We start from the raw sequence: 18,411 nt of genomic DNA, 5'->3' as shown, positions 1-18,411 counted from the left end.
AACGCTTACTTATCAGATTGAATGAGTGCCAGAATTTCTTGGTCTTGAAATCCTTTTGCCAGTTGATGCAGCTGTTTGGCAAAGGGAAGATATTTTTGATCTATTTGTGATATTAATGCTGCTTGTTTTATGATTCCCTTAAAATTGCCTTTCATTACTAATTCATACAGAGTTTCTAATTCTGCCGGAGGTGGTAAGACTAGTTCAGAATTATTGAGAAGTATTTGGTTTTCAGTTGTCTGTTCTTCATATAGCCACTCTAAATTGAGATGTTGTCGCAATTTTTGAAATAGAGTGATCGCCTGTACAGGTTTCGGCAGAAAATCATTTCCGCCTGCTTCAATGCTGCGATGTTGATCGCTTTCAAATACACTGGCGGATGAAACAATGATGATGATGTGTTTAAAAGCTTCTGATTGGCGAATACGCCCAATTAATTCAAAACCATCAAGTTCTGGCATCAGCAAGTCAGTCAGCACAAGATCCGGCTGAAAATCTAAAATCTTTTGCCAACCCTCTTCACCATCATTCGCTTCAGTCACTTCAAAGCCGATGGGAGTGAGCAAGTTATTAATTACCGAGCGATTTTCCCATTTATCATCAACAACCAGAATCTTGGGCTTTTGGTCTTTAATACCAATAATTTGCCCATAGTCGTCAGCTTGAGAGGTTTTCACCCATTCTTCAGCTGCTGGTAAGTTGACATCAAACCAAAAAATACTGCCAACACCCATCTCACTTTGAACATGGATGGTGCTGTCCATCAATTCCACAATTCTTTTGCTGATAGCTAATCCTAATCCTGTGCCTTCGGTTTGTCGCCGTCTGTCGCCTGCTTGCTCAAAGGGTTGAAATATAGCTTGGAGTTTTTCTTGGGGAATGCCAATTCCACTATCTCGGACTTCAAAGCGGATTCTACCTTCTGAGGCATAGCTGATGGTAAAGGTAACTTGACCTGCATCGGTAAATTTGATGGCATTGCTGAGGAGGTTGATTAAAACTTGTCGCAACCGTTTTTCATCAGCACGGATACCAACGGGTAATTCGGAAGCTAATTGATAGCGGAATTGAATACCTTTAAGTTCGGCACGAATGCGACACATTTCGGCGACACCTTGGAGGAAGGCGGGAAAGTGGAAATCACTGGTTATCAGTTCCACTTTTTGGGCTTCGATTTTGGACAAATCGAGGATGTCGTTGATTAAGGTGAGCAAATGAGAACCGCACTGATAAATGACATCAATGCGCGATCGCTCATCTTCGTTGAGATGTTTGGAACGTTGTAAAATTTGGGCATAGCCGAGGATGCCGTTGAGTGGTGTACGTAACTCGTGGCTCATGTTAGCCAGGAATTCGCTTTTGGCATGGCTGGCGGCTTCTGCGGCTTCTTTGGCTTGAGAAAGGGCAAGTTCTGCTTGTTTGCGATCGCTAATATTGCGCGTGATTGCAATAATACCAAGGATTTTGCCATGAGCATCGCGCCAAGGAGCCTTGGACGTTAAATAAGTTCCTCGACTTTTCCCATTAGAGAGTTCTTCCTCGTAAGTTGCACCAATACCTGTTTTGATAATCTGGCGGTCTTTTGCTATGATTTCACACGCAACTTCAGGCGGAAAAACGGCCGTATCGTCTTTGCCGATAACTTCTTCAACAGTTTTACCCAGAAAACTTGCAGAACTAGAGTTGAGTGTAAAATAAATTCCCTCATAATCTTTCACCACAACAAAGTCTGGCGTACTTTCTAAAATTGAGCGTAGCAGCATATTGCTTTGGCGCAAGTCTTCTTCAGCTTTTTTGCGATCGCTAATATTGCGAGTTGTGGCGATGATGCCGAGAATATTGCCGTGAGTGTCGCGCCAAGGTGCTTTTGTTGTCAGAAATGTGCCACTGATAGTACCGTTGGAAACATCTTCTTCATAAGTCTCGGACTTACCTGTGAGCATCACTTGGCGGTCTTTGTCCATGATTGCCAAGGCAGCATCCATTGGTAGTATTTCAGTATCGTCTTTACCGATAATCTCCTCTATGGGTTTGCCCATGAAATTGGCCAAATTAGAGTTCAGGGCAACATGACGGCCTTGGCAATCTTTGACAACGATAAAGTCTGGTGTACTTTCTAAAATTGAGCGTAGTAGTGTGTTGCTTTCGCGTAAAGCAGTTTCAGTCTGTTTGCGATCATGAATATCTGTATGAGTTCCTACCCACTCACGGATGCTACCATCTGGTTTGAAAACAGGTACACCCCGTGCCAGCATATAACAATATTCACCATCATGTCGGCGTAGGCGGCACTCTACTTGATATTGACTGCCATTTTTCACTGCTGTTTCCCATGCTTGGGCAGTTAATTTGCGATCTTCTGGATGAATTGCGTCTAACCATCCCCAACCTAAAATTTCCTCTAAGGTTTGTCCAGTAAATTCCCTCCAACTGGGAATATCGCTGGTGATAACACCGTCAGATGGAAGTATCCAAACTATCTGAGAAGTGGCGGTAATAAGCGACCGATAGCGTTCTTCTTTTTGTTGAAGTGAAATTTCGGCTTGTTTTTGCCGAGTGATGTTTTGAGTAAACATCGTAATTCCGCCGATTTCACCGCTTGCTAAATGCCACGGACGGATTGACCAGCTTACCCATTCTACAGAGCCATCGGCCCGTGGATAAGGGTCTTCATTATGTTGAGCGATCGCTCCTGCTAAACACTGTTGGTGAATTTGCTTCCACTCTAGAGGAATATCAGGAAAGACTTCGTAGTGAGAGCGTCCAATAATATCTTTAGTCAGGTTATAGTCTTCCAGCCATTTGCGACTTACAGCAAGATACCGCATATCTTGATCAAATATGACTATTCCCATAGGGGCATATTCAATCGAATGATGCAGAGCTATTTCTAGTAAATTGTAATTTCTCTGGGTTTTGTTTAAATCCTGAGTGTAGCTTTGCTCTGGTATGTGACTCATGCTTTTTGATTACTTGTTCTCCTGTTAAGTTTTCTGAGGGGAATCCGCCCTTAAATTTGCAAGTTTAGATTCTGAATCTAGGCTGAGTCGTTAGCAAACCTACCTGAGATTCAGGTTTCCCTAAAAATTCTGAAAACTAACAAAAAACAAATTTAATAGCGGTTTTTTATGACAATTCAATAAAGCTACATATTTTGTTATTGATTATAACAATTATTAATAATTGAAAATTTGATATAATAAAAAGTGAGAATACCCCATTTCTGAGGTATCCTAAATTCTGCATTCTTCAAGTCAAAATTATTTGGATTTTATTAGCTGCGGTTGTAGCTTTTTCCCGTGCCTGTTGAACAGTCGCTGCTTTTGCTAAAGCTACACCCATACGGCGATAAGGGTGAGCAGATGGTTTACCAAATAATCTAATATCTACGTCTTTTTCTGCTAAAGCTTCAGTAACACCTAAAAAGGCAATGAAATCAGATTTTTCTGAGGCTAAAATTACTGCACTGGCTGATGGGCCAAACTGTTCAATATGAGGAATCGGTAAGCCTAAAACAGCCCTTAAATGTAATTCAAATTCATTCAAGTTTTGCGAAATTAATGTCACCATCCCTGTGTCATGGGGTCTGGGAGAAAGTTCCGAGAAAATGACTTCATCTTTAGTGATAAAAAATTCAACGCCAAAAATTCCGGCTCCTCCCAAAGCATCAGTAACTTTTTTCGCTATTTCTTGAGATTGTAAGATTTTATCTTCAGAAATTGCTGCTGGTTGCCAAGACTCTTGATAATCGCCTCTTTCTTGACGATGACCAATAGGAGAACAGAAAATTGTTGGGGCATTCCACTGTTTAATTGTGAGTAATGTTATCTCAATTTCAAAGTTAATAAATTCCTCAACAATAACTTTTTGACTGTCACCTCTGGAATTGGCGATCGCATAATTCCAAGCCTGTTCAACCTCAGTTTTATTTTTGACTACAGATTGACCTTTCCCTGAAGATGACATCACAGGTTTCACCACATTAGGAAAGCCAATTTCGGATGAAATTGCAATTAATTCTTCTAGAGTTACAGCATAACCATATTTTGCTGTTCTAATACCTAACTCTTTGTGTGCCAGTTCCCGAATTCTGTCGCGGTTCATTGTATAGTTAGTTGCCGCCGCAGTGGGGATAACAGTAATTCCTCGCTGTTCAAATTCCAACAGCTTTTCTGTTCTAATTGCTTCAATTTCTGGGATGATCAAATCAGGCTGATGTTTTGTCACCACTGCTTCTAAATCATCAGCACTCAGCATCGAAATTACTTCTGAACAATCAGCAACCTGCATAGCTGGCGCATTAGTATAGCGGTCAACGGCAATTACATAATTACCCAGACGTTGAGCAGCAATCACAAATTCTTTGCCGAGTTCGCCTGAACCCAAGAGCATCAGTTTTTTGGGCAATTTAATTGAATTACTCATCAATTTATCCAGAAAAATTTAATTATCATCATCTTATAATTTTTCTGATTTTAATTATCATTACTTGGATGAGTAAACTTAGCTCCTCGCATTTGTAAATCTTGATGCTGTAGCTGAGTCAACCCGATACCTGTACCAAGCTGACAACCGTCTACTAACGCATCTAGCCAAATAGTTTGATTTAGGGTTGCACCTGTTAAATCGGCATTGCGTAAATCAGCTTTAGTAAAATTAGCAAAAAGGAGGTCTGCATTAATTAAACTGCTACGTTGCAGATTTGCACCAGTTAAATTTCCTCTAATAAAATTTACTTCGTCTAAGATTAAATCAGATAAATCTGCATCAGATAAATTAGGAAATTTTAGGTGACTAGGATTTTGCAAAAACCGCATGATGCAAATGATATTAACTTCATTCAGTTTAATTTTAGTTAAAAACTCATAACGACCTATACCCAAATGCTTGAGAGTTTGTAGCCGTTGTTCAGGGTTTTGTTCTAGAAATTGAATTGCTGTGTAGCGTAAATCTTGAATTTGTAAATTTTGCATTTTTGTCTGATAAAAATAGATTTTAACACTATTTTTATATTAAATATTCTGAACAATTTTATCATTATTTTGGTATGAAAATTTATCTGTAAAATGCACCATATTAGATTAGGAAGAATAAACGATGAAAAAATTAAAAACTTACAACACATCTTTAATTTTGTAAAATAAATATTAGCATAATTACTAATTTATCTCTTTTTAATCGGCAGGTTCACATCGATTGTCGTTCCCTGGTTGATAACGGAATTACATATAATAGAACCTCCATGTTGCTCAACTATAATTTGATGACTAATAGATAAACCTAAACCAGTTCCTTGACCAATAGGCTTAGTAGTAAAAAAAGGTTGGAAAATTTGCTGGCTTATATCTTCACTCATACCACAACCATTATCAGTGATTGAGATGGTGATTTCATTATTGTCAGAATGAGATGTACGAATCCAAATAGTTGGTGTTTCATTTTGAATTTTAGCTAGATTAGCTTCTTTTTGAATCAAGGCATCAATGGCATTATTAATTAAATTTAGAAAAACTTGATTTAAAAACCGAGGATTACAATAAATATTAGGAATTTTACCGTATTCTTTAATTACTAAAATAGCTTGACGATTGTTAGCATAACATTTAAGCCGATGTTGCAAAATTACGAGTGTACTATCAATACCCTGGTGAATGTCAGCTTGTTTGCATTCAGATTCATTTAAACGTGAAAAATTTGAGAGTGATTCTACAATCTCGCTAATACGAATTGTGCCAATTTGCATTGAATTTATTAGCTTTGGCAAGTCAAGTTGGATAAAATTCAAATCGCTCTTAGCAAGAGCATTGACGATTTTGGCATCTGGATTTGGATATACAGAAGCATAAGTTGCTAGAAGATTTAGTAAGTCATTTGTATACTGATGAAGATATTCTAAATTGCCATGAATAAAACTTACGGGATTATTAATTTCATGAGCAACACCCGCTACCATTTTGCCCAATGCTAACATAGTTTCGCGTTGAATTAATTGCATTTGAGATTGCTGGGTTGCTTGTAATTTAGATAATGCTGACTCTGCTTTTTCTTTTGCTAAACGGTATTTTTCTTGTAATATTAATAGTCGTTGCAGTGTTTGGTAGTAAATAGTAACGCTAAAAAGAACAAATAATGCCCCAAAAAAGAAAACCATGCCAGTAAGCAATGGTATCCATTCAATCAACATCGAACTTGTTAAATAGATGGATAACGAATAACCACCCAGAAAAAAAATCATAAGTAAAAACATGATTCGCCAACTCAGTTGCTCTGCTTCTGTCTTAAATAATGAAAGAATTTTTTGAGTCTTAAGGATGGAAATTACCATTATCCCAGCCCCAAGCGTGATCAAGATGACAATGAGAGATAGAACAATTGGCGAATTTAACATGGTATTGAGTCTGAGCCAAAATAGATGTAAAAAATTGCTAGATAGGCTGTAAATGACCACCAAGTACACAAATAAAAAGGCAGTTGGTCATTCTGTGGCTGTATCGAAGTAGTTCAAGCAACTGGCGCACAAAAACCACTGTTTAAGCTTTACTAGCTCAAGCCTGAAATCAATTTATTTAATAAATATGGTAAGAAATCAAGAGTTTGATAAAGGATTTCTAATCTAATAATAGAAATGCCCTCACCAAAGGGCAAGGGGCTAAGCACTGAGCAAAAGATTTTGAGAGAAAATTCAACAAAGCTTCATTAATTTCAAGATTCTATTTCGGCTAATTCTAACCAGCGTTCTGTTGCTGTATCAATTGCTTGTTTGAGTGCTTCGACTTGTTCGTAGAGTTTCTGCACTTGGCTATAATTCCCTGGAGCAACTTTATTCATTGCTGTTTCGGCTTCGGCTTTTTCTGTTTCTAATTGAGCAATTTTAGCTTCTAATTGCTCAAATTCGCGCTTTTCCCAATTGGATAATCTGCGGCGTTTTTTTGTTTCGCTATCTTTAGTTTGTGTGGCTATTTGAACTTCGGAATTTTTGGGTTTTTCTTGAGCTTTAGCCGCTTCTTGCTGCGCTGCTTCTTCAGCTTTTTTATAGTCGAGATAAACAGAATAATTACCTGGATATTGACGGAGATTTCCGCCTGCTTCTAAGGCAAAGATTGTGTCTACAGTGCGGTCTAAAAAGTAGCGATCGTGAGAAACTACAATTACACAGCCGGAAAAATCTTCGAGATATTCTTCTAAGACTGCCAATGTCTGCACGTCTAAATCATTGGTAGGTTCGTCTAAGATTAAAACATTGGGCGCACTTATCAACACGCGCAGTAAAAATAAACGGCGTTTTTCCCCCCCAGAAAGCTTATGAATTGGTGCATACTGCTGGTTTCCGGGAAATAAAAACCGTTCCAACATTTGAGAAGCCGTTATTTTAGTACCATCGGCAATTTGTACAAATTCACCCTCTTCTTTGATATAGTCAATCACGCGCTGATTTTCATTCAAAGCTGTGAGTAATTCTTCTGAATGTTGATCAAAATAACCGATGTGAATTGTTGCGCCAATGTCAACACTACCTGCATCTGGTTGTACTCTTCCGGTGATGATGTTCATTAAAGTAGACTTACCTGCACCGTTACCGCCAATAATACCAATGCGGTCTTCGGGGCTGAATTCGTAAGTAAAATCTTGAATGAGAGTTCTATCGTTATAAGCTTTAGATATATTATTTAGGTCAATCACTTTTTTACCGATGCGACGGCTGACTGTAGAAATATCTACTTTGCCTAAACCTTGTTTAAACTCGGTTTCGCGCATGGCTTGGATGCGCTGAATTCTGGCTTTTTGTTTTGTACTTCTAGCTTTGGGGCCACGCTTTAACCATTCTAATTCTCGCCGCAATACTCCTTGATGTTTGCGTTGAGTACTAACGGCTGATTCTTCGGCTAGGGCTTTCTTTTCGAGGTAATATGAATAGTTACCTGTGTAAGTGTAAATGTCACCTCTATCGATTTCGATGATGCGATTGGTGACTTTATCTAAGAAGTAGCGATCGTGAGTAATTAATAAAAGTGCGCCGCGAAAGCGATTTAAATAACTTTGTAACCATTCTACAGACAGTGCATCAAGATGATTTGTTGGCTCATCCATCAGCAAAACATCTGGTTCTGATAGCAGGGCTGTGGCTAAGGCTATACGCTTACGATATCCTCCCGATAATGTGGCTATGGGTGCATCAAAATCGGCAATTCCTAATTTACTGAGGATGATTTTAGCATTGGTTTCTAATTCCCATGCGCCAGTCGCGTCCATTTTTTGCATCACCGTAGATAAGCGAGACATCAACTGACTATCTTCAGGATAATGGGCGAGTTTATCTGATAGTTCTTCGTACTGGCGTACCAGTGTCATTTGTTCGCCACTGTCAGCAAAAACTTGCTCTAACACTGTGCGATTTTCGTCTAAATCTGGTTGCTGGGGTAGGTAGATAATTTTAGAACCGGAACTTGTGATAATTTGTCCACTATCAACTGGCTCTAGTCCGGCAATCATTTTTAATAAAGTTGATTTACCAGAACCATTAGTACCAATTAAACCAACCTTATCATTGGCATCGATACTAAAGTTAGCGTCTTTTAATATTTCTTTGATACCAAAATCTTTTTTAACAGATTGGAGTGTAATAATACTCATAATATGGGAAAGTGCTGTTAGCGTTAGCGGGGCGTTTAGCCCGTGCTGATTAGAAAGTGCTGAGTATAAACTTAGCTACTTCAAAGCGTTGAGCAATTAACAATGTCATTAATATATAACTACAGCTATATATAGTTCTTGCTATTTGCGATCGCCAGTAGGTAAGGTTATTACCTTACCTACATTCTCCCAAGTTTAGGCAAATAAATCGAGGGGTAGATGTCCATACATTTCGTTGATTCCTCTTTCATCATAAGATTGGCAAGATACTAATACACCACGATGATGTCCGGCGTAGGAATCGAGATAACACAGACCGTTTTTACCGTTTAATTTGATATAAACTGGGCCTTCTGTTGTGGGTAAATCAGTCGGGACTTCATAACCTAAAGCCCGTGAGTAAGTTTTCATTGCGAGTAATGCTTCTTCGGCTGTGTCGGCACAAATTCCTAATATTTGATAATCAGAAAGTTTGGTAATTAGAATTAAAGACTCACGCACCAAAGCTTTTTCTTCAGCATCGAGAACTGGTGCAATATCTAAACAATTGAATTTGTTGAGAAATTTTCTAGCATCAGCGACGGTAAGAGGGAGTTGGTTGGAATTTGCCATAGATTTAATCATGGTTTTCGAGAATTTGCCTTTGTGCGTGAGGTGAAAAAAGTAAAATTTACTAGGTTAATTTACCGAAATTATTGTTGGTTGGGAACATTCCCAAGGTTGAAAATGAAGGGTACACTACTTTGTGATTTATCACCCATAACCAGAACTTTAGGCATTTGTGCGCCACCTGTTTTCCATGCTTCAATTGCTTCTTTTTGCAAAACTAATTGCCCACCTTGAGCTTTGAGGGTTTCAGCTAAAAGTCTTTGTGCTTCGGCTTTACCTTTAGCGCGATTAATTTCTGCCTGGGCTTCTTGTTCAGCTTCTCGTGCTATGTAAACGGCTCTCTGGGCGCGTTGCTCGGCAATTTGCTTTTCTTCGACTGCTCTGGCAAATTCCGGTGAAAAAGTTAAGTCAACTACACTAGTATCTAGCACAATAATTCCGTATTTGTCTAAGCGATCGCCTAAAGCATTATCAAAGTCTTCTTTCAATTCACTGCGTTTGGTAATTGCCTCTTCTACTGTTCTTTTGGCTGCTGCAATTTTAAATGCTTCTTGGGTTTGGGGAGCGATGATTTTTGATACTATATTTTCTAAGGTTCCTTGTTTTCTTCTTACTTCTACTACTTGTGAGGGATCAAGACGAAAGTTAATGGCAAATCTCGCAGACAAATTTTGCAGATCCTTTGTCGAACTTTCAGCGGGAACTTCAAATTTTTGGACTGTTAAATCATACACATCTATCACGGAAATAAAGGGCGGTTTCAAGTGAATCCCCTCCAATAAAGCACCATCTCTAGCTTTACCTAAAATACTAATCACCCCTGCTTGCCCTGGATTGATAATGATAAAGGAATTTAGTCCGACAATCACCAGTAGTCCTAACACAATTCCTAAAATTGTAGTTTGCCAATTTCCCAATTGCTGACTTCTCAAGGTTGTATCTCCTTTTAAATTTTCCGGCAACTCCTGTATTATGGTGACACGACAAACAACTTTAGATTTTGGATTTTAGATTTTCAATTGATACCACACTTAACTCTGAGGGTTTGTACCATCACGGGATGACTTGATTCTTTATCTGCTGAGGCTGACTAAAGCCTAAAAAAGTCAGATACTTAACTTTCCCGTGTTATTATCAAATGCACACAATTTTAAACGACTGTGGCTATAGCATTTAATTCTCATCAGATATTAAAAAAGCGTAGACATTCAGTGCATCCTCTCCACCGCCTGTTTGACTACGGACATCAGTATCGCAAACAAATCTGGTTAGCAATTGGTTGTTCTATCCTTAATAAGTTGTTTGATTTAGCACCACCGGGATTAATTGGCGTGGCGGTGGATGTAGTAGTAAAACAGCAGGATTCTATCATTGCTCAGTTGGGTGTAAAAGATGTCTTTGGACAATTTTTAATTCTTTCCCTACTCACTGTCCTCATTTGGATACTAGAGTCGGTTTTTGAGTACGCTTACGCTAAACTTTGGCGCAATCTGGCACAAAATATTCAGCATAACCTGAGACTGGATGCCTACAAACATCTGCAAGATTTGGAATTAGCTTATTTTGAAGAACGCAGCACTGGCGGTTTGATGTCCATCCTCAGTGATGATATCAACCAACTAGAGCGTTTTTTGGATGTGGGAGCCAATGACATCATTCAAGTTACCACTACGGTAATCATTATAGGTGGCGCTTTCTTTATATTGGCTCCTAGTGTAGCGTGGATGGCGATGTCGCCGATGCCCTTTATTCTCTGGGGTTCCTTTGCTTTCCAACGTCTGCTTGCACCGCGTTACGCCGATGTGCGGGAAAAGGTAGGTTATTTAAATGGGCGACTGGTAAATAATTTGAGCGGTATTACTACTATTAAAAGTTTCACGGCTGAAGATTATGAAAATTACCGTTTAGCAGCAGACAGTGAAGCTTATAAAAAAAGTAATGCTAAAGCAATTAAACTCTCGGCTGCATTCGTTCCTCTCATTCGGATGTTGATTTTAGTTGGTTTTACCGCATTACTATTATATGGCGGAATGGCTGCTGTTGCGGGAAAAATGACTGTCGGTACATACAGTGTGTTAGTGTTTTTAATTCAACGTTTGTTGTGGCCTTTAACTAGGTTAGGAGAAACTTTTGATCAATATCAAAGGGCAATGGCTTCTACTAACCGAGTAATGAATTTATTGGATACACCGATTACAATTCATCCAGGAAATGTAGAGTTACCTGTAGATAAAGTCCGCGGCGCAGTGGAATTTAAAAATGTCACTTTTGCATATAAAGATAGATTTTCTGTCATTACAAATTTATCTTTGCAAATTCCTGCTGGTAAAACGATCGCCATTGTCGGTTCTACAGGTTCCGGTAAAAGCACCCTCGTCAAGCTGTTATTAAGGTTTTATGAGGTGGAAAACGGCAGCATTACGGTAGATGGAATTAACATCCAAGACTTGAATTTGAGTGATTTACGCCGTTGTATTGGTTTAGTCAGCCAAGATGTATTTCTCTTTCACGGTACGGTAGCGGAGAATATTGCATACGGGACTTTTGATGCTACCGAGGAAGAAATTATTACGGCTGCAAAAGTGGCAGAAGCCCATGAATTTATTCAAAATCTGCCCCAAGGTTATGAGACAATTGTCGGGGAACGCGGACAAAAGCTATCTGGTGGACAACGCCAAAGAATTGCGATCGCTCGTGCTGTGTTAAAAAATCCGCCAATTTTGATTTTAGATGAAGCGACATCAGCCGTAGATAATGAAACCGAAGCTGCTATTCAGCGATCGCTAGAAAAGATTACAGTTAATAGAACCACAATTGCGATCGCTCATCGTCTTTCTACAATCCGCAATGCCGATTGTATTTATGTCATGGAATACGGACAATTAATCGAGTCGGGAACTCATGAGGAGTTGTTAGAGAAAAAGGGAGTTTACGCTAGTTTGTGGCGTGTGCAGTCGGGTTTGAGATAATTATCACGCAGAGGCGCGAAGAGCGCAGAGAGATTAGGAATTAATTATGATGTTTGGTAGTACCCAACCGGAAACAGGTGATAGTAAGTGGCGTAGTCAATTAGATAGATTTGTGAAAGCAAATCAACAAGAATTGGCCGCGTTATCTTGGGCATTATGGTTACAAAATGGTGATAGCCAGGGTACTATCGGCATTGATTTGCAGCCAACTCCGCACTTTGTTTATTGTCCACAAGCGGCGATAGAGAAATTAAATGAGAATGTTGAAAATCGCCTGCAAGAGATTTTAGGAATTATTATCCATCATCAGCCAGAAGTGGAAGTGTTGATGATTGGTATTGGGAAGGGAGAAGTGAAGTTAATTCAGTTTGCACCACAACCAGCACCGCCTGAATGTTTTGCCCAAATTGGTAAAGATGTGGATGATTTGTTGGATTTGTTGGAACAGCGAATGAGTGGGGAGATTGTTGTTTAACGCAGAGGAATGCTAAGGAAAACGCAAAGTTACGCAGAGAAAGTCTTTAATTTTCTCTGTGTGCTTTTTAATTGATTAACTGTGCCAAAGCTTGTAAAACTCTGGATAATTTAGATTCTCGGCACAGTGCCAGATAATTTTAAACACAGCCTCATAGCGATAAGAACTATTTTTGTAGAATTGTTGATTCAGATAGTCTTTCAAGGATGTAAGGACTTGTGGCAAATGTTCAAGTGGCAGGAATCTAGTCAAACTATCAGCTATATCTAACAGGCAAGATTCATAAGATATATAAGTGGTATGCAGAAGGCTGACATCATCATCTTGATTGTTACATTCTTCAAAGGTTTGAATACGTCTAAGCAAAGAACATATAAGTTCATTGAGTTTTTCTTTGACTAATTGATGGTCTAGATTGAGTAGTTCTAAATTCCAAACTACATCCATCAGAATTGATGAATCTTTAGTAGTATTGATGAGATAAATGTAGGTGTCAATTGTTAGAGGATGATTTGGATCGAGTTCTTGCAAGACAGCAGCGATCGCATCAGAAAATATCCACTTATCTGGTGATTTCACTAGCTCGCATACAGTTTGAAGTACTTTGTAGCGATACTCATCAGTTTTGAGTAATGTCTTAGCTACTCGCAAACTTGTCCATTCAGTCTGCCCACTTTTTAGTATTTGGTATAAAGTAGCGATCGCCTGTGGATTGCTTGGATCGATTTTCGCTAGACTTTCAGCTGCATCCAAACGCACAGATTCATTTTGAGTGGTTTGGATTAGCTGGGATAATGTACTAATGGCAACTGTATTACTTGGTTCAAATTTTCCTAAATAAAAAGCCGCTGTACGCAGGAGAAATTCGTTTTTAGTATTCTCTATTATTTCTAACAGAGATGCGATCGCCTTTTGGTTACCAGGAGCAATTTCTAATAAATAATCAGCGACTAAATCTATAAAATAGTCCCTAGCTGAAGTTGCGATGATATTAACTAAAGCCTTTAGTGCTGCTTGGTTTCCTGGATTGATATTCCATAAAGCACGAGCTGCATCATAGCAGATGGTATCACCCTGGGTTGTCTGCAAAAATTTACTCAAAGCTGCAATCGCATTTTGATTCCCAGAAGCAATTCTCCTCAAAGATGCGATCGCTTCTATACAGTTGCGTTTATTCTGAGTGGTTTCCATCCAGTGGATTAAAGCTGCGATCGCAGTTTCATTGCCATAAGCAATATTGCCCAAACCCGCGATTCCATGCCAACAAGAGTCTCCATCTGGGTTAGTTTGGATTTCGTGGATAAAGGTAGTAATTGCTGTTTTATCACCTACACCTATTTCACCTAAACTGTAACTTCGCTGACAAAATCCGTACATATCCTCAGCAATTGGCATTAAAGCCAAAGCTGCGATCGCACTTTTATTACCCGGATCGAGTTTTCCTAACTTCTGTGCCGCGAGTCTCATAATTATGCGGCTTTCAGTCGTATGTACCAAATGAACAAAAGCTGCGACTACTCTTTTTCTGTCGGCTAATTCTAGCGTTTTTCTCGCCCTCTGAACCAAAGGTTGGGGGAATATCTGCCAGTCTCGCTTATCCTGACGAAAATAGCCATAACTCCATTTGAGCAATTGTTCGACAATCGCATCACCCAACCTGCATTCGGGAAACTTAGCTATCGCCTCAGCCGCCAGAAAGTAGGCGCGATAGCGATAAAAGCCGCCGCAACCATCATTAAAATCTATTAAAGCCTGGATAAAATCTTCTTTTTGCTGCTTATCTACATCCTCTCGACTGAACCAGTGGAGAATCTCCGCTTTGTCTTCTGGTTCAAAGATGCGGTAAGAACCTTGATTTAGATTGCTGCGATCGCTATTAAATAAATACTGCCAATCATGCATCGCCTCCTACCCACTTCAATATGTGGGACGAAAGGTAATCAAATGATTTTTATCCTATAAGTTAGCTGGCTGTCAAGTCTGTAAAAGATACTACGCCAAATTTATCCTTGTCTTAGCATTAATGACAAGATACTATCCATCCGCATTGATTTACACCCAACCCCGCACTTTGTTTATTGTCCACAAGCGGCGATAGAGAAATTAAATGAGATGTTGAAAATTGACTGCAAGAGATTTTAGAAATTATTGCCCATCATCAGCCAGAAGTAGAAGTCTTGATGATTGGTATGCGCAAAGGCGAAGTTACGTTAATTCAGTTTGCACCAGAACCTGCACCACCTGATTGTTTCGCCCAAATTGGTAAAGATGTAGATTGGTTGTTGGATTTATTAGAACAGCAGACGAGTGAAACTTTGTGTAGTTAAGTTAAACCTATATTAGTAAAAATAGATTTAAGTAATTTTACTGCTTATTATCGAAACATCTAATATGTTAGATTATTGTGATTTAACTTGACAGTTACCTCAACAATCTAAATATTATAAGTTGTAAAAAAGTAATGTGACAAATTAATTATTGTCGTGAATATTTTTTACTTGATATTTAGATGGATTTAATTTAATACTTGTTTCATCATGTATATTGACTTTACTGTAGCCATTCCTACTTACAATGGCGAGAGCCGTTTACCCAAAGTATTAGAGCGATTACAGACTCAAATTGGTATTGAAAAAATTAATTGGGAAATTATTATTATTGATAATAATAGTACAGATGGTACAGCACAACTAGTTGATAAGTATCAACATAACTGGAATTATCCATTCACTTTAAGATATATCTTTGAAACTGAACAAGGAGCCGCGTTCGCTAGAAATAGAGCAATTCTTGAAGCAAAGAGTGAACTTGTAGGTTTTTTAGACGATGATAACTTACCAACATATAACTGGATTTTTGAAGCTTATCAATTTGCACAAACACATCAAAAAGCGGGAGCTTATGCCAGTCAAATTCATGGGCTTTTTGAAGTAACCCCACCAGAAAATATTAAACCAATCTTATTCTATTTAGCAATTACAGAAAGAGGTGAAACGCCTCATAAATATTATCCTCGTCGCCAAGGCTTTCCTCCAACAGCCGGCTTAGTAGTCAGAAGAAATGCGTGGAAGGACAATGTTCCTTATAAACTTTTTTTAGTTGGCAGAGTTGGTTCATCTATGTTAGGTAGTGAAGATGCCGAATCTTTATTTTATATCCAAAAAGCAGGTTGGGAAATTTGGTATAACCCAGCAATGGAAGTAGAACATATCATTCCTGCTTGGCGTTTAGAAAAAGTCTACCTTTTATCACTCATGCGTGGAATTGGTCTAGCTCGATATTATTTAAGAATGTTACTACTGCAAACTTGGCAAAGACCTTTTGCTTTTTTTGCATATTTGTTGAACGATACCTGTAAAGTAGTATTGTATTTCATACTTTATCGACAAGTCCTGTCTACTGATATTGTCGTAGCTTGTGAAATGGAAAGACTGATCAGTACTTTAATTAGTCCTATTTATATCTGGAAGCTCAAAATTCATAAAGCTATTGTCAGTGTTAAAAATCAGTAAATATCATCAAACTATTAGCTCATACTATGCCACTAGTCTCTGTTATAATTCCTGTTTATAATGCTGAGAAAACAATTCAAAAAACTATTGAATCTGTATTAGCACAAAGTTTGTCAGATTTTGAATTAATTATAATAAACGCTACTTCATCCGACTCAACACTAAACAAGATTTCACATATTAACGATTCTCGAATCAAATTATTTACTTATCCGAAAGCTAATGCTGCTGTTAACCGCAACCGTGGGTTGCTACACGCTATCGCTGAATTTGTCAGTTTTTTAGATGCTGATGACCTGTGGAAATCAGATAAACTTGAAGCACAATATAAAGCGCTACAAGAAAATACAGAAGCTGCGGTTGCCTATAGTTTTACTGATGCAATTGATGAAAACGATAATTTTTTACGTAAATGTAGCCATGCTACTTGGACAGGTAACGTTTACTCAAAACTATTACTAGATGACTTTATCGGTAGTGGTTCTAATGTGATGGTACGCAGACAAGCTTTTGAAGAAGTTGGTGGATTTGATGAATTCCTCACTAATGCAGAAGACACTGATATGTGGTTAAGATTAGCCGCTATTTATGATTTTATCCCTATCAAAAAAGTTCAAATTCTTTATCGAGTATCTGCTAACTCTAAATCTTCCAATATTTTAGGTTCTGAGGCATCAAATTTACGAATAATTAATAAAGTATTTAATAATGTACCTCCTACATTAAAGAATTTAAAATCATACAGAATTGCTAATGTATACAAATATCTAAGTTACAAAGCACTTACAGTAGAACCAGGACAACAAAACACCTTCCATGCTACTCGTTTTCTATGGATGGTAATTATAACTGACCTAAGTATGTTGAAAAAAATGATTATTTATAAAGCTTTTATCAAACTATTTATTATGAGCGTATTGCCAAAGCAGTCAGCCAAATTACTACTTCAAAAAAACCCAAAATTATCTGATGTCAGCACTTTTTTTGGTTATATCAAAACAGATATTATTTGAAGCATTATGTAATTTTTATATAACAAATTATGAAAATAGCTTACGCTACTGTAAACGATATTTTAAATCCAAATTCTTGGTCAAAAGATGTACAAGGAATTTGTGCAGCAGCATACTATATATCACAGCATTTAACTGATGAATTTGACTCAATCGAGTATTTAGGACCACTCAATAAGAACTTTACAGCTTTAACTAAATTAAAATGGAGCTTTTATCATCATATATGCAAAAAACACTATTATCGCTGGGCTGAACCATTAATAGTTAAAGATTATGCTCATCAACTTCAGAAAAAACTAAAAAACTTAAATTCAGATATAGTATTGTGTCCCGAAAATATAGTGCCAATTACTTATCTAGAATGTAAGCAACCAATTGTATTATGGACTGATGCAACTCTTAGTTCTTTGATAAATTTTTATCGGCATATGAATAATTTGTGCCAAGAAAATATTCACAATATATATTTAATGGAAGCCGAAGCTTTAAATCGCTGTCGGTTAATTATCTATACATCTGATTGGGCAGCTAAAACAGCCATAAATACATATAATATTGCTGCTAACAAAATTCAAGTAGTTCCTTATGGAGCAAATATCGTATGTGATAGAAACTTTGAAGATATACACAACATTCTTCAATCTAAACCTAACAGTCCATGCAAATTATTATTTATTGGTGTTGACTGGATTAGAAAAGGTGGTGACGTAGCTGTTCAAATTGCGGAACATTTAAATAATATGGGATTAAAAACTGAATTAACAATAGTTGGATGCAAACCAAATATTAATGAGCCTTTACCAGAGTTTGTAACTTTTATAGATTTTATTGATAAATCTAAAACATCTGGTTTAGAGAAAATAAATCAATTATTTACAGAATCTCATTTTTTAATTTTGCCAACCACGGCAGACTGTACTCCTCACGTTGTGGCTGAAGCTAACTCCTTTGGAGTACCTGCTATATCTACAAATGTAGGCGGACTAACTACTTTGATACATGATGATCTAAACGGAAAAGTATTTCCACTAAATGCAAGTATTTCAGCATACTGCAATTATATAATGACACTGATGTCTAATTATCATGATTATAATCAATTAGCATTTTCATCTTTTGATGAGTATCAAAAAAGATTAAATTGGAATGTTGCAGTACAAAAAACCAAGAAATTAATTACGGATTTACTTGCTTAGTCC

13 protein-coding genes and 1 pseudogene are annotated in these 18,411 nt (G+C 37.8%); 6 read left to right on the top strand and 8 right to left on the bottom strand.

Annotation, left to right across the window (positions count from 1 at the left end; translation table 11 throughout):
- Window positions 1-5: 5 nt before the first annotated feature.
- From ACMX3D_RS22915 to ACMX3D_RS22885, 7 genes are all read right to left on the bottom strand, one after another.
- Window positions 6-2,960: a PAS domain S-box protein gene (locus ACMX3D_RS22915; protein ID WP_482748114.1), complete on the bottom strand. Its 2,955-nt coding sequence runs from the start codon at window positions 2,958-2,960 to the stop codon at window positions 6-8.
- Window positions 2,961-3,249: 289 nt separating this feature from the next.
- Entirely contained in the window at window positions 3,250-4,425 is a 1,176-nt protein-coding gene (purT, locus tag ACMX3D_RS22910; protein ID WP_482748113.1) for a formate-dependent phosphoribosylglycinamide formyltransferase, read from the bottom strand.
- A 50-nt stretch (window positions 4,426-4,475) separates the two neighbouring features.
- On the bottom strand, window positions 4,476-4,973 hold the full coding sequence (locus ACMX3D_RS22905) for a pentapeptide repeat-containing protein (protein WP_482748112.1): 498 nt from the start codon (window positions 4,971-4,973) through the stop codon (window positions 4,476-4,478).
- Between the two features lie 191 nt (window positions 4,974-5,164).
- On the bottom strand, window positions 5,165-6,388 hold the full coding sequence (locus ACMX3D_RS22900; RefSeq protein ID WP_482748111.1) for a sensor histidine kinase: 1,224 nt from the start codon (window positions 6,386-6,388) through the stop codon (window positions 5,165-5,167).
- A 314-nt stretch (window positions 6,389-6,702) separates the two neighbouring features.
- A complete protein-coding gene (locus tag ACMX3D_RS22895; protein WP_482748110.1) occupies window positions 6,703-8,631 on the bottom strand; it encodes an ABC-F family ATP-binding cassette domain-containing protein in 1,929 nt (642 codons plus the stop codon).
- Window positions 8,632-8,826: 195 nt separating this feature from the next.
- The gene (locus tag ACMX3D_RS22890) at window positions 8,827-9,243 is read right to left on the bottom strand and encodes a DUF1824 family protein (RefSeq protein ID WP_482748109.1); all 417 of its coding nucleotides are present in this window, start codon (window positions 9,241-9,243) and stop codon (window positions 8,827-8,829) included.
- Window positions 9,244-9,323: 80 nt separating this feature from the next.
- Window positions 9,324-10,172, bottom strand: a complete 849-nt coding sequence (locus ACMX3D_RS22885; RefSeq protein ID WP_482748108.1) for a prohibitin family protein — start codon at window positions 10,170-10,172, stop codon at window positions 9,324-9,326.
- A gap of 228 nt (window positions 10,173-10,400) precedes the next feature.
- Between ACMX3D_RS22885 and ACMX3D_RS22880 the strand changes: the two genes are divergently transcribed.
- Both ACMX3D_RS22880 and ccmS read left to right on the top strand, forming a co-directional pair.
- Window positions 10,401-12,209, top strand: a complete 1,809-nt coding sequence (locus ACMX3D_RS22880) for an ABC transporter ATP-binding protein (RefSeq protein WP_482748107.1) — start codon at window positions 10,401-10,403, stop codon at window positions 12,207-12,209.
- A gap of 46 nt (window positions 12,210-12,255) precedes the next feature.
- A complete protein-coding gene (gene ccmS / locus ACMX3D_RS22875; protein ID WP_482748106.1) occupies window positions 12,256-12,684 on the top strand; it encodes a beta-carboxysome assembly chaperone CcmS in 429 nt (142 codons plus the stop codon).
- Between the two features lie 75 nt (window positions 12,685-12,759).
- On the opposite strand, the gene ACMX3D_RS22870 is transcribed toward ccmS, so the two are convergent.
- Window positions 12,760-14,586, bottom strand: coding sequence for a HEAT repeat domain-containing protein (locus ACMX3D_RS22870; RefSeq protein ID WP_482748105.1), 1,827 nt, complete (start codon window positions 14,584-14,586; stop codon window positions 12,760-12,762).
- A 135-nt stretch (window positions 14,587-14,721) separates the two neighbouring features.
- Between ACMX3D_RS22870 and ACMX3D_RS22865 the strand changes: the two are divergent.
- The 4 genes and pseudogenes from ACMX3D_RS22865 to ACMX3D_RS22850 all read left to right on the top strand — a co-directional run.
- Window positions 14,722-15,011, top strand: a pseudogene (locus ACMX3D_RS22865) (beta-carboxysome assembly chaperone CcmS); the annotation flags it as partial.
- Window positions 15,012-15,221: 210 nt separating this feature from the next.
- Window positions 15,222-16,196 (top strand): hormogonium polysaccharide biosynthesis glycosyltransferase HpsE, encoded by a 975-nt coding sequence (gene hpsE, locus ACMX3D_RS22860; protein WP_482748104.1) that lies wholly within the window; start codon window positions 15,222-15,224, stop codon window positions 16,194-16,196.
- 26 nt (window positions 16,197-16,222) lie between these two features.
- Window positions 16,223-17,209: a glycosyltransferase gene (locus tag ACMX3D_RS22855; protein WP_482748103.1), complete on the top strand. Its 987-nt coding sequence runs from the start codon at window positions 16,223-16,225 to the stop codon at window positions 17,207-17,209.
- A gap of 29 nt (window positions 17,210-17,238) precedes the next feature.
- Window positions 17,239-18,408: a glycosyltransferase family 4 protein gene (locus ACMX3D_RS22850; protein ID WP_482748102.1), complete on the top strand. Its 1,170-nt coding sequence runs from the start codon at window positions 17,239-17,241 to the stop codon at window positions 18,406-18,408.
- Window positions 18,409-18,411 lie beyond the last annotated feature (3 nt).

Source organism: Anabaena sp. TISTR 8404, from assembly GCF_056847745.1.
Note: the sequence above shows the minus strand (reverse complement) of the source record. Positions and strands in the feature narration are given on the sequence as shown.

Coding starts and splice junctions, on each gene's coding strand:
- ACMX3D_RS22905 (WP_482748112.1), bottom strand. CDS start 4,973: ATGCAAAATTTACAAATTCAAGATTTACGCTACACAGCAATTCAATTT.
- ACMX3D_RS22850 (WP_482748102.1), top strand. CDS start 17,239: ATGAAAATAGCTTACGCTACTGTAAACGATATTTTAAATCCAAATTCT.
- ACMX3D_RS22895 (WP_482748110.1), bottom strand. CDS start 8,631: ATGAGTATTATTACACTCCAATCTGTTAAAAAAGATTTTGGTATCAAA.
- hpsE (WP_482748104.1), top strand. CDS start 15,222: ATGTATATTGACTTTACTGTAGCCATTCCTACTTACAATGGCGAGAGC.
- ACMX3D_RS22855 (WP_482748103.1), top strand. CDS start 16,223: ATGCCACTAGTCTCTGTTATAATTCCTGTTTATAATGCTGAGAAAACA.
- ACMX3D_RS22870 (WP_482748105.1), bottom strand. CDS start 14,586: ATGCATGATTGGCAGTATTTATTTAATAGCGATCGCAGCAATCTAAAT.
- ccmS (WP_482748106.1), top strand. CDS start 12,256: ATGATGTTTGGTAGTACCCAACCGGAAACAGGTGATAGTAAGTGGCGT.
- ACMX3D_RS22890 (WP_482748109.1), bottom strand. CDS start 9,243: ATGGCAAATTCCAACCAACTCCCTCTTACCGTCGCTGATGCTAGAAAA.
- ACMX3D_RS22900 (WP_482748111.1), bottom strand. CDS start 6,388: ATGTTAAATTCGCCAATTGTTCTATCTCTCATTGTCATCTTGATCACG.
- purT (WP_482748113.1), bottom strand. CDS start 4,425: ATGAGTAATTCAATTAAATTGCCCAAAAAACTGATGCTCTTGGGTTCA.
- ACMX3D_RS22915 (WP_482748114.1), bottom strand. CDS start 2,960: ATGAGTCACATACCAGAGCAAAGCTACACTCAGGATTTAAACAAAACC.